The sequence below is a fragment of the Streptomyces sp. NPDC005070 genome (assembly GCF_053600395.1).
On sequence record NZ_JBSFZS010000004.1, the window covers coordinates 65,433 to 77,297 of the forward strand.

Genomic DNA, 11,865 nt, shown 5'->3' on the forward strand with positions numbered 1-11,865 from the left:
ATGGAGCGATCGGGAGGCTGGAATGGCCGGGACGGACGAAGACGCCGTCGCCACCGGGGACGACGACGCGCTGTATGTGCTGACGGCAGTACTGCTGACGCCGGCGAAATTCCCCAGCGTGCTCGGTGACGACTACCCGGAGGCCTGCGCGACGCTCGACCTCGCGCCTCTCGCGGAGGGGTACGGGCTGGTGCTCGGCCAGGACGGGGAGGGCGCGCGCTGGACCGTCGTCATCGACGACGTCTCCCTGGTCGCCGTCGCCATCGCGTCCTGGGACTGCGGGATGGAACACGAGTTGTCGCCGGACGAGCGGACGGTCGTCGCCGCGCTGCCGGGCTGGCCTCTCGAGGTGGCGGTATCGGCCCCCGGGGTACCGGCTCCGCACGACCCGTCGGCCGAGCTCACGGAGCGGCCTCCACTCAGCCCACCGGACAGCACCGAATGGGGGCCGGCCCAGCGACGCCTCGGCGCGGACGAGATCGCGCTGCAGTGGGCCCTGTGGCGCGACCAGATCGACGAGAGCGAGTTCGCGCCGTCGGAGGGTGCCGACGACGCCCCTGTCGACGCCGAGGACGCTCAGGAATCGCAGGACTCCCAGGGCGACGACGAGGATGAGGGCAAGGGCGGGAAGGGCGTGAACCGCGCCGGGATCCGCCGCGTTCTCGCCGAGGCCCGCTCGTACGTGGACACCCCGCCCCCGCTGGGCCGTGTCCGCTCGTCCTTCGCCACCGGCGACGCCCGTACGCTGCGCGCCGACGGTCCCGGCTGGTCGCTGGTCGCCAGGACCGACGACATCGCGTTCGTCCTGCTCGACGAGGAACCCGGCGAGGTCCTGCCCATCGGTCGCGGACCGGAGCTGCCCGGCCTCCTGGAGGCCCTGGACAAGATGGCGGTCCGCCCGAGCTGAGCGACCGTGTCACGCGGAATCCCCGTGACACGGCTCTCGACCGGCCCCGCGCGTTCGTCACGTCGGCCCCTCCGCTCACCGTCCGCGGTGAGCGGAGGGGCGTCCGACGGACGGATCGGCGCCGGGCGGTCACTCCTCAGCGGCCGAGCTCCTTGCGGGTGACACGGCGCAGCCTGCGCCGCTGCGAGGGGTCCAGCGCCAGATACGCGGCCGCCGGAACCCCCAGCACGATCAGGAAGGCGGCCCACCAGGGCAGCCAGATCCACAGAATCAGGCCGACCGCCACACCTCCTGCGGCGATCTTCGCGTTCTTCGACATGTGTCGCCTCCTCCGCGGCTACTGCCGCTCTCTGTCCTGAGAACGGGTCCCCGCGTCCCACGGTTCCGGATCGTGACCCTGATACGTCCCTGACGCGCGCCCCCTACTCAACCCTGAGACCGCCTTCGCGTCGACAGAAGCGGACCCGATGACTGTCCGACGCACGGCGTTCACCCTCGCGTCGCAAGCCGTTCGGCGCCGGGGCCAACTCTGGCCGCTGTCAACGAACTTGTGACTCAGGAGGCCTGATGTCCCCGCATGTCGCCGGCAAGCCGCACATCCACCGATCCGTCGCTCTGGGCGTGCCGCTCGCCGTGCTGGCCGCCTTCGTGCTGGCCGGCACCGCGGACGCGACGTCCGGACCGGCGCAGCCGCGCGTGACGCGCACCGCGACCCTCGGTGACATCCCGCTCGGTTCGTTCAGCGACGCACTGCTGCCCGGCACGGTGGACGACGACCGCGGTGTCGATCTCGGCGGCATCGGCAGCGACATCTACCCGACCGGGCGCAAGGGCGAGTTCTGGACGGTCACCGACCGGGGGCCCAACGGCCAGATCAAGGTGGACGGCACGAAGCGGCGGACGTTCCCGGTTCCGGGCTTCGACCCGGCGATCGTGAAGATCCGGGTGTCCGGTGACACCGTGAAGGTGATCGACTCGATTCCGATCACCACATCGTCCGGGAAGGCGGTCACCGGCCTGTCCAACCAGGCGGGCCGCGACGAGGCACCGTACTCCTACAACGCCCAGACCCCCCTCCCGTACAACGCGAACGGCCTGGACACCGAAGGCATCGTGCGGGCCAAGGACGGCTCGTTCTGGCTCGTGGACGAGTACAGCCCGTCGCTGGTCCACGTCTCCGCGCGTGGGAAGGTCCTCACGCGCTATGTCCCCAAGGGTCTCAAGCTGACCGGCGCGGACTACCCGGTCGTCGAGGCGCTGCCCGCCGTTCTGCTGCACCGCAAGACCAACCGCGGTCTCGAAGGGCTGGCCCAGCTCCCCGACGGTGATCTGGTGATGGCGCTGCAGAGCCCCCTCTCACTGCCGGACGCGGACGCGGGCAACGCGTCGCGCACCACGCGGCTGCTGCGTTTCTCGCCCGGGAAGCGGGCCGTGACCGCCGAGTACGCGTACCGCTTCGACGCGGTGAATGTGGTCGACCCGAGCGAGGACGACACGTCCGAGCTGAAGATCTCCTCCGTGGTGGCCGTCGGCGGCGACCGACTGCTCGTGGAGGAGCGCACGGACAAGGCGGCCCGTCTGCAGTCGGTGCGGCTCACGCGGAGCGCGAACATCCTCGGCGGCCCGTACGACAGTGACACCACGTCGCCGTCGCTCGAGCAGCTGGACGACCCTGCGTCGGCCGGCGTTCCGGTGCTCTCGAAGCGCCTGGTGGTGGACCTGGGTACCGTCGCCGGGGTGCCCGGCAAGATCGAGGGCGTCGCGCGCGTGGACCACGGCACCCTCGCCCTGATCAACGACAACGACTTCGGGATGACCGACGGAACGGGTGCCTTCGACGCGCAGGGGCGGCTCGTGGACAGCGGTGTCGAGACGACGGTCACCTACGTGCGACTGCCGCGCGGGATCTGATCCCGGAAATCCCTCAGCGCGGTACGCGTGCGTGGACGACGGACAACGGCCACGCACGCGTACCGCTCACTTCAGCGGCCCGGTGAGCTTGTGGGTGCCCTCGCCGACGTCCGCGGCCAGGCTGCACGCGACCTTGTCGATGCCGGTCGCGTAGCTCCCGGTGTCCGGGTACTGCACGAGCGTCTGGTTCACCGTGCCGGCCGCCTGGTTCGCCGCCTTTCGCTGCAGCGGAGCCTCGCACAGCGCGGACGCGGCCTTCTTGAGGGCCGTCTCCGTCGTGTAGGTGCCATTGAGCTCGGAGACCGTCACGACCTCGGCATCGTGCGGCTGGGTGCACTTGCGCTTGGCTGCCTGTCCGGGCAGGGCGTCGTCCGTGTCGAAACAATCGCCCTTCCGGAGCAGGTAGTAGGGCACATCGTCGTCCGCGAGGGACGGGAAGAGGGATCGCAGGGCGCTGGGCACCAGCCCGGTGGGCAGATCCGAGGGAAGCGACGGCACGACACTGGGCAGGCTTGAGGGGAGCGACGGAAATCCGGACGGGAGACTCAGCGAGGGACTCGGCGACCGCCCGGTGCTCCCGGTGCTCTCGGTGGGGGACTTCTTGCCTTCGCCCCCGCCGCCCATGGCCGCCACCGCCACCGCGACGATGACGCCGACACCGATGATCACCGCGATGACCAGGAGCAGGCTGTTGCGACGCCGTCCTCCGCGGTGACCGCCAGGCCCGGACGGGGGTCCGGGTGGAGGTCCGGGCGGTGGAGGCGGTGGCCATCCACCGCCGCTGTGCCCGGGAGGCAGGCCCCCTCCTTGTTCCGGCGAACCGTAGTCCCGGGAAGGAGGGCCGCCGCCTCCCGGAGGTGGGCCGAAGCCGTCCGGTGGAGGACCGTAACCACCGGACGGCGGAGGACCGTAGCCGCCCGACGAGGGTGGACCGTAGCCGCCGGATGCAGGAGACCCGTAGCCGTCAAGGGAGGCCGGAGGGCCGTAGCCACCCGACGACGGTGGGCCGTAACCCTCCGATGACGGAGCCCCGTAGCTCCCGGAACGCGGGCTTTGGTCGTCGCCCCCAAGAGGGCGTGTGTCTCCCTGCGACCGCGGAGACCGAGGCGGTTCGGGCGGCATGGCCATACCGCCAAGAGTCGCCTCGAATCCGGTCATCGCGCGACCCCTGTGCGGAAGTTGATACGGACTCATGCCATGGATCGCACGATTCCGGGAATTTCCGCACGAAGATCAGCCGCCGCGGCGGCCGGACCCGCCGTGGGGCGGGTCCGGTCCCTCGGGAGCGCTCCGGTCAGCCGCGTGCGCCCAGGAGGTGGTCCATCGCGAGCTGGTCGAGCTGCTCGAAGGCCATGCCACGCGCGGCTGCGGCTTCGACGTCGAAGTCCTCGAAGGCCGCGCGGTCGGCGAGCAGACCCGCGAGACCGTCCTCGGCGGTGGGCTCCGCGAGCTCGTGCAGACGCGAGGCGCGCAGGGCCGCCTGGACCTCGGGGTCGGCCCGGAACGCAGTCGCGCGCTCGCGCAGGATCAGGTAGTTGCGCATGCAGCCCTCGGCCGAGGCCCAGACACCGTCGAAGTCCTCGGTCCGCGGCGGCTTGAAGTCGAAGTGCTTCGGGCCCGCGTAACCGGCGCTCTCCAGGAGGTCGACCAGCCAGAACGCGGACCGCAGGTCGCCCGTGCCGAACCGCAGGTCCTGGTCGTACTTGATGCCGGACTGTCCGTTGAGGTCGATGTGGAAGAGCTTGCCCGCCCACAGCGCCTGCGCGATGCCGTGCGGGAAGTTCAGTCCGGCCATCTGCTCGTGGCCGACCTCGGGGTTGACGCCGTACAGCTCCGGACGCTCAAGGCGCTCGATGAAGGCGAGGGCGTGGCCCACGGTGGGGAGAAGGATATCGCCGCGGGGCTCGTTCGGCTTGGGCTCGATCGCGAACTTCAGGTCGTAGCCCTGCGAGGTCACGTACTCGCCGAGGAGGTCGAAGGCCTCCTTCATGCGGTCGAGGGCGACGCGTACGTCCTTGGCGGCGCCGGACTCGGCTCCCTCACGGCCGCCCCAGGCGACGTACGTCTCGGCGCCGAGCTCGACCGCCAGGTCGATGTTGCGGACGGTCTTGCGCAGCGCGTAGCGGCGCACGTCACGGTCGTTCGAGGTGAACGCGCCGTCCTTGAAGACGGGGTGCGTGAACAGGTTGGTGGTGGCCATCGGCACCTTGAGGCCTGTGGCGTCCAGGGTCTGCCTGAACCGCTTGATGTGCGACTCGCGCTCGCTGTCCGAGGACCCGAAGGGGATCAGGTCGTCGTCGTGGAAGGTCACTCCGTAGGCGCCGAGCTCGGCCAGGCGCTGTACGGACTCGACCGGGTCCAGGGCGCGCCGGGTGGCGTCGCCGAACGGGTCCCTTCCCTGCCAGCCGACGGTCCACAGGCCGAAGGTGAACCTGTCCTCGGGGGTGGGCTGGTAGTTCATGCCGCGGCTCCTTGCTAGCTCCGACTATTTCGTCATGGCGGTTTACAAATTAGTATGCGGACGCATCTCTGGGAAGAGACGAAGTAGGAAACCTGGTCACATCGGTCCGGGGACGAACCGCGGGATCCGGGCCGTGGCGGTCCGGACACGCCTGTGACCAGCACAAATCCCGTGACCAGCACAGATCCCGCGGAGCCGCGGAAAAGGGAGAGTCCGATGTCAGCAGCCGAGGGTCCGCTCGTCATCGGGGTGGACTCGTCCACCCAGTCCACCAAGGCGCTGGTCGTCGACGCGTCGACCGGACAGGTGGTGGCGAGCGGCCAGGCGCCGCACACCGTCTCCACCGGGGAGGGCCGCGAGAGCGACCCCCGCCAGTGGTGGGACGCGCTCTGTGAAGCGCTGCGCCAGTGCGGTGACGCCGCCCACGAGGCCGCCGCGGTGTCGATCGGCGGGCAGCAGCACGGGCTCGTGACGCTCGACGCCCACGGCGAGCCCGTACGACCCGCACTGCTCTGGAACGACGTGCGCTCGGCGCCGCAGGCCCGTCGGCTGGTCGAGGAGCTCGGCGGCCCGAAGGCTTGGGCCGAGCGGACCGGCAGCGTGCCGGCCGCGTCCTTCACGGCCACGAAGTGGGCCTGGCTGGCCGAGCACGAGCCCGAGGCCGTCCGGGCGACGGCGGCGGTCCGGCTGCCCCACGACTACCTCACCGAACGGCTCACCGGGCAGGGCACCACCGACCGCGGCGACGCCTCGGGCACCGGGTGGTGGGGTTCCGGGAGCGAGGCGTACGACGAGGAGGTCCTCGCGCACATCGGACTCGACCCCGCTCTGCTCCCCCGCGTCGCCCGGCCGGGCGAGGTGGCCGGGACCGTGCACGCCAGGGGTGAGCTGCCGTTCTCCAGGGGCACCCTCGTCGCGGCCGGGACCGGTGACAACGCGGCGGCCGCGCTCGGCCTCGGGCTGCGCCCCGGCACGCCGGTGGTCAGTCTCGGCACCTCGGGGACCGTGTACGCCGTCTCGACACACCGCCCGGCCGACCCGACCGGCACGGTGGCGGGGTTCGCGGACGCACGGGGCGACTGGCTCCCGCTGGCCTGTACGCTGAACTGCACGCTGGCCGTCGACCGGTTCGCCGCGCTGCTCGGACTCGACCGGGAGGCGGTCGAGCCCGGCTCCTCGGTGACGTTCCTCCCGTATCTGGACGGCGAGCGCACACCGAACCTGCCGCACGCCTCGGGAGTGCTGCACGGACTCCGGCACGACACGACGGGCGGACAGCTCCTGCAAGCCGCGTACGACGGCGCCGTGCACTCCCTGCTGGGCGCCCTCGACCTGGTACTGGACGCGGACGCCGACCGTTCGGCGCCGTTGCTCCTGATCGGTGGCGGGGCCCGGGGCAAGGCCTGGCAGCAGACCGTACGCCGGCTCTCGGGTCGGCCCGTGCAGGTGCCCGAGGCCAGGGAACTGGTCGCGCTCGGCGCCGCCGCCCAAGCGGCCGGCCTGCTGACGGGCGAGGATCCGGCGGCGGTGGCGCGGCGCTGGGACACCGCCCGCGGGCCGGTGTTCGAGGCCATGGAGCGGGACGAGGAGACGCTCGCGCGGATCACCGGGGTACTCTCCGACGCGGCCCCGCTGCTCGAACGGGAGCCGAACAGGAACTGACCAGGATCAGGCGTGCCGCCCCGGCGTGACCGGCTCTCGGCCTGGCATCCCTCCCGCGTGAGCGGTACCGGCCGGGGCCGCCCGGTTGCCCCGCTCGACGCGGGACCGCCGGACGACGAGGGACCGCCGGACGGGGAACCGCACCGAGACAGGCCGACGGGACGGCCGGACGAGGACTGACGGAAGCATGACCGCACCGCTGCACGAGGCCCATCCGACCGGTCCCGGCCGGCGACTGCCCGACACCCAGCAGGGCATGCGCCGCCGCAACCTCGCCCGGGTGATGCACACCGTCGGCGACGAGGGACCGTTGTCGCGTGCCGCCGTCGCCTCCCACATCGGTCTGACCCGGGCGGCCGTCTCCACCCTGGTGGACGAACTGATCCGCACGGGGCTGCTCGAAGAACTGGGGCCCGAGCGTCCCGGCAGAGTGGGACGTCCGGGCTCGGCGCTCGCGGTCAGCGGACACGGCCCCGCCGGGATCGGGGCCGAGGTGGGCGTCGACCATCTCTCGGTGTGCGCTGTCGATCTCCGCGGCACCGTCCGGGCCCGTGCCGTGCGGCACGGCACGAACCGCGGCCGGCCTGCCAGGCCTGTGGTCCAGGAACTGACGGCGCTGATACGTCAGGTCGTCGCCGAAGCCGACCGGGAAGGGCTGTGGCCGGCCGGTCTCGCCGTCGCCGTCCCCGGACTCGTGGCCCGTGACGCCCGGACCGTGGTCCGGGCGCCGAACCTCGACTGGCACGACACGGACCTCGGTGAGCTTCTGCCCGCCGAGTGGCCCTTGACCGTGGGCAACGAAGCGAACTTCGGCGCGCTCGCGGAGCTCTGGCTCGGCGAGGCGACCCCGCGTGACTTTCTGCACGTGTCCGCGGAGATCGGCATCGGTGCCGCGGTGCTCGTGGACGGGCAGCTCCTGCTCGGGACCCGTGGTTTCGCGGGCGAGTTGGGGCACGTACCGGTGCGCCCGGAGGGCCCGGAGTGCCCGTGCGGCGGACGCGGATGCCTCGAACAGTACGCGGGCGAGGAGGCCGTTCTGCGGGCCGCCGGTCTCGAACCGGGCGAGGACCGGGTCGGGCTGCTGTCCCGGCGCGCCGCCGACGGGGATCCGGACGTACGCCGCGCCCTGCGCGACGCCGGCACCGCGCTCGGCATCGCCCTGACCGGCGCGGTCAACCTGCTGGACCCGGAGACGGTGGTGCTGGGCGGGGCCCTCGCCGGGCTGGCGCCCTGGCTGCTCCCTTCCCTGGAGGAAGAGTTGGCACAGCGTACGGCGGGTCCCGCCTGTCCCGTGTCCGTTTCCCGTCTGGGGTCCGAGGGGCCGCTGCTCGGTGCGGCGCATTCGGTGGTGCGCGCGGTGCTCGACGACCCGGCGGCGGTGGCGGGCCGGTCGTAGGCGGAAGGCGACCGGATCGTCGGGCGGGACACCGGCCTGTCGTCGGTGGAACCCCTGCCGGCCGTCGGGACCAACAGCCGGATGAGCACGGGCGTCGGCCGGGGGCTTCCCCCTTGCGGGTGATCGTGTTGTCCACAATCGGCGGGCCGTCCACGGACTCGCGCCTGACCCTTCCTGCCCAACCGGCAAGCGTCGTACCGTAATTCACGCGAGGCGCAGCCGTCATGCCGAGGGCTGTGTTCCGGTCGGATCGGGGGATTCTGATGTCGGAGGAGGCGGTTCCGGGTCTGCGGCGTGAGGCGATCGGCCTGCGCGAGGTCCTGTTCCAGAGCATCACCGCGATGGCGCCGGCGGCGGCGGTCGCCGCGTCCATCCCGTCGGGAGCCGCGTTCGCGGGCGGCAGTCTGCCGCTGTCCGTGCTGATCGCCCTGGTGGCCTGTCTGTTCACCGCGTCGTGCGTGGCCGAGCTGGCGCGCGAGATGCCCGCCGCGGGATCGGTGGCCACCTACACGGCGCAAGGGCTGCACCCGTCCGTCGGATTCCTCGTGGGCTGGGGCTATGTGTTCGTCGAAGCCCTGGTGCCGCCCCTGCTCCTGCTGCAGCTCGGGTTCACCACGGCCGGCACGCTGCACCAGGAATGGTCCTCGTACCCGGGCGACCTCTGGTGGCCCTGGTCGCTCGCGGGTGCGGCGGTCATCGCCGCGGCCGGCTACCTGGGAGTACGCGCCTCGGCCCGCTTCGGAACCGTCCTCGGCGTCTTCGAGGTCCTGGTCTTCCTCGTCTTCGCCGTGTGGCTGATCGCCAAGGCCGGCGGCGACAACACGCTGTCGGTGTTCGGGACGTCCCACACCGCCAAGGGCTACGAGGGGATCAGCGGCGTGTTCGCGGGATCGGTGTACACGGTGCTCGCCTTCGCCGGGTTCGAGGCGGCGGCCCCGCTGGCGGAGGAGACCAAGGACCCGCGCCGCACGATGCACCGGGCCGTTCTCGGCGCTGCGCTCGCCATCGGTCTCGTCTACGTCCTGACGACGTACGCCATGTCGGTGTACTTCGGCCCCGACCGGTTCGCGGGGTTCGGGGCCTCCGGCGCCGCCTCGTGGGAAGGGGTGGCTCGCGCTTCGTTCGGGCTGTTCTGGGTGCTCGTGTTCCTCGCGGTGGTCAACTCGACGATCGCCAACGCCAACGCGTGCGCCACTGTCTCCACGCGGACGGCCTTCGCGCTGGCTCGGATCCGGGTCTTTCCCGCGCTCTTCGCACGCGTGCACCCCAGACACCGCTCCCCCGCGGCCGGCCTGGCCGTGCAGTGCGCCGTGAGCGTGGCGGTCATGCTGGGTCTCGGCCTCGCGTACGACCCGGTGACCGCGTTCCTGCTTCTCGCGACCGTGATCGTCACCGTGGTGATCGGCGTGTACATCGTGGTCAACCTCGCCTGCGCGGGCTATTTCCTACGCCGCAGACGCGAGTTGCTCAAGCCGGTGCGACACCTGGTTTTCCCGGTGCTCGGCATCATCGCCTTCGTTCCCGCCCTGCTGACGGCCGCCGGTGTGCCTGTCTTCGACTTCGTGACCGAACTGACCCCACCCGTGTCGTACGCCGGACCGGTCGTGGGTGCCTGGATGTCGGCCGGTGTCGTGATATTGATCTTCCTGCTGCGCCGCCACCCCGGGCGCATAGCCGAGACCGCCCGCGTCCACCTCGACGAGACCTCGACCACCGCCCCTTCGCAGAGCGGAGTTGTCCAGTCATGAGCGACCCCCGGATCCTGACCGTACGCCCCACGCCGGACGAGTTCGCCTGGACGTTCGGCGGAGCGCCCCCCGTGGCACGCATCGCGCCGGGCACGGTGCTCGATCTCTACACCGAGGACTGCTTCGCCGGACGGGTGCGCTCCGAGAAGGACTTGGTCTCCGAGGTGTGCGAGTTCCCGTTCCTCAATCCGCAGACCGGTCCCTTCCACGTCGAGGGAGCGGAGCCGGGTGACACGGTCGCGGTCCACTTCGTGTCGATCGAGCCGGCCCGTGACTGGGCGGCGTCGACGACCGTCCCCCTCTTCGGCGCCCTGACCTCCACACACACCACCGCGTCGCTTCAGCCACCGCTGCCGGAGACCGTCTGGATCTGGCAGCTCGACCGGGAGCGGCGGACCGCGCTGTTCAGCGCGCGGGACAGCGACATCCAGGTCGAACTGCCGATGGATCCGATGCACGGCACCGTGGGTGTGGCGCCCGCGAATCTGGAGGTGCGCTCCGCCCTCGTGCCCGACGCACACGGCGGGAACATGGACACGCCTGAGATGCGCGCCGGAGTGACCTGCTACCTCGGGGTGAACGTCGAAGGCGCCCTGCTCAGCCTCGGCGACGGGCACGCTCGGCAGGGCGAGGGCGAGACCTGTGGAGTCGCGGTCGAATGCGCGATGAACACGGTGGTGATCGTCGAGCTCCTCAAGGGAGTCGCCACCCCGTGGCCACGCATCGAGTCCGACACCCACATCATCTCGACCGGCTCGGCACGCCCGCTGGAGGACGCCTTCCGGATATCCCAGCTCGACCTCGTGCAGTGGCTGGTGCGCGACTACGGGTTCAGCGCGCTGGACGCCTACCAGTTCGCGACGCAGACGGTCGAGTCTCCCGTCGCGAACGTATGCGACACCAACTACACGTGCGTCGCCAAGCTGCGCAAGGAATGGCTGCCCGCGCGGGAGACCCATCGCGGACTGCACGCCCGACTGCGGGAGACGGCCGCGGCACTCCGGCACTGATGCGCGCGCTCCACGCGCGACAGACATCGCGCCGGCACTCCACCACTTCCGGCACCCGCGTCGACCTCCCCGGCTCCGGGCCGCGGGTTCAGGGCCCCCACCCCCCACCGACGAAAGGCCAACTCTCCATGGAACGAGCACAATCGTTCCCCACCCGGCGGCGACTGCTCAAGGGCGCGGCCCTCGCGGCCCTCCCCTACGCGTTGCTCCCCGACGTCAAGGCGACAGCGCAGCCGGCGGCGGCCGTCGACTATCCGGATGCCGAGTGGAATCCGGCCACCAGCTCCAACTACACGGCTTCCGACCGCCCCTACAGCTACAACCTCGACTATGTGGTCATCCACGTCACCCAGGCCACCTATGTCACGACCCTGTCCATCTTCCAGAATCCGGCGAAGAAGGTGTCGGCGCACTACCTCGTGCGCTCGGCCGACGGGCATGTCGCCCAGTGCGTGAGAGAGCGCGACGTCGCCTGGCACGCGGGCAACTGGGACTACAACACCAGAAGCATCGGTATCGAGCACGAGGGCTGGGTGGACCGTCCCGCCTACTTCACCGACGCGCTCTACGAGGAGTCCGCGAAGCTCACCGCCACGATCTGCGACCAGTACGGGATCCCCAAGGACCGCGCCCACATCCTCGGTCACTACGAGGTGCCGGGCACCGATCACACGGATCCCGGGCCGAACTGGGACTGGACGCGCTACATCCGGCTCGTCAACTTCGCCTGATCAGGAGAGGCCCCGCGGCGGACCGGGCGGGACCGAGTG

Annotated in this window: 10 protein-coding genes; 7 read left to right on the plus strand and 3 right to left on the minus strand. The window is 71.2% G+C overall.

Annotated elements, in window-relative coordinates; all coding sequences use genetic code 11:
- Nucleotides 1–22 precede the first annotated feature (22 nt).
- Nucleotides 23–907, plus strand: coding sequence for a hypothetical protein (locus tag ACWEBX_RS02590; protein WP_451883060.1), 885 nt, complete (start codon nucleotides 23–25; stop codon nucleotides 905–907).
- A 136-nt stretch (nucleotides 908–1,043) separates the two neighbouring features.
- Here the strand turns inward: ACWEBX_RS02590 and ACWEBX_RS02595 are convergent, their stop codons facing one another.
- Nucleotides 1,044–1,226 carry a hypothetical protein gene (locus ACWEBX_RS02595; protein ID WP_103553378.1) on the minus strand — a complete coding sequence of 61 codons (183 nt, stop codon included), beginning with the start codon at nucleotides 1,224–1,226 and terminating at the stop codon, nucleotides 1,044–1,046.
- 248 nt (nucleotides 1,227–1,474) lie between these two features.
- On the opposite strand from ACWEBX_RS02595, the gene ACWEBX_RS02600 reads away from it, so the two are divergent.
- Complete coding sequence (locus ACWEBX_RS02600) at nucleotides 1,475–2,818, plus strand: esterase-like activity of phytase family protein (RefSeq protein ID WP_451883061.1); 1,344 nt, start codon at nucleotides 1,475–1,477, stop codon at nucleotides 2,816–2,818.
- 66 nt (nucleotides 2,819–2,884) lie between these two features.
- Here ACWEBX_RS02600 and ACWEBX_RS02605 read toward each other — a convergent pair whose 3' ends face one another.
- Together ACWEBX_RS02605 and xylA are read right to left on the minus strand one after the other, a co-directional pair.
- Nucleotides 2,885–3,487, minus strand: coding sequence for a hypothetical protein (locus ACWEBX_RS02605; RefSeq protein WP_451883062.1), 603 nt, complete (start codon nucleotides 3,485–3,487; stop codon nucleotides 2,885–2,887).
- Nucleotides 3,488–4,112: 625 nt separating this feature from the next.
- The gene (gene xylA, locus ACWEBX_RS02610) at nucleotides 4,113–5,279 is read right to left on the minus strand and encodes a xylose isomerase (RefSeq protein ID WP_451883063.1); all 1,167 of its coding nucleotides are present in this window, start codon (nucleotides 5,277–5,279) and stop codon (nucleotides 4,113–4,115) included.
- A 216-nt stretch (nucleotides 5,280–5,495) separates the two neighbouring features.
- On the opposite strand from xylA, the gene xylB reads away from it, so the two are divergent.
- The 5 genes from xylB (at nucleotide 5,496) to ACWEBX_RS02635 (ending at nucleotide 11,826) form a co-directional block, all read left to right on the plus strand.
- Nucleotides 5,496–6,941, plus strand: a complete 1,446-nt coding sequence (xylB, locus tag ACWEBX_RS02615) for a xylulokinase (protein ID WP_451883064.1) — start codon at nucleotides 5,496–5,498, stop codon at nucleotides 6,939–6,941.
- 187 nt (nucleotides 6,942–7,128) lie between these two features.
- Complete coding sequence (locus tag ACWEBX_RS02620) at nucleotides 7,129–8,337, plus strand: ROK family protein (RefSeq protein WP_451883065.1); 1,209 nt, start codon at nucleotides 7,129–7,131, stop codon at nucleotides 8,335–8,337.
- 263 nt (nucleotides 8,338–8,600) lie between these two features.
- Nucleotides 8,601–10,085, plus strand: coding sequence for an APC family permease (locus ACWEBX_RS02625; protein ID WP_451883066.1), 1,485 nt, complete (start codon nucleotides 8,601–8,603; stop codon nucleotides 10,083–10,085).
- Nucleotides 10,082–11,095, plus strand: a complete 1,014-nt coding sequence (locus ACWEBX_RS02630; RefSeq protein WP_451883067.1) for an acetamidase/formamidase family protein — start codon at nucleotides 10,082–10,084, stop codon at nucleotides 11,093–11,095. The genes ACWEBX_RS02625 and ACWEBX_RS02630 overlap by 4 nt, the downstream gene beginning before the upstream one ends.
- Nucleotides 11,096–11,223: 128 nt before the next feature.
- Nucleotides 11,224–11,826 carry an N-acetylmuramoyl-L-alanine amidase gene (locus tag ACWEBX_RS02635; RefSeq protein ID WP_451883068.1) on the plus strand — a complete coding sequence of 201 codons (603 nt, stop codon included), beginning with the start codon at nucleotides 11,224–11,226 and terminating at the stop codon, nucleotides 11,824–11,826.
- Nucleotides 11,827–11,865: the final 39 nt, after the last annotated feature.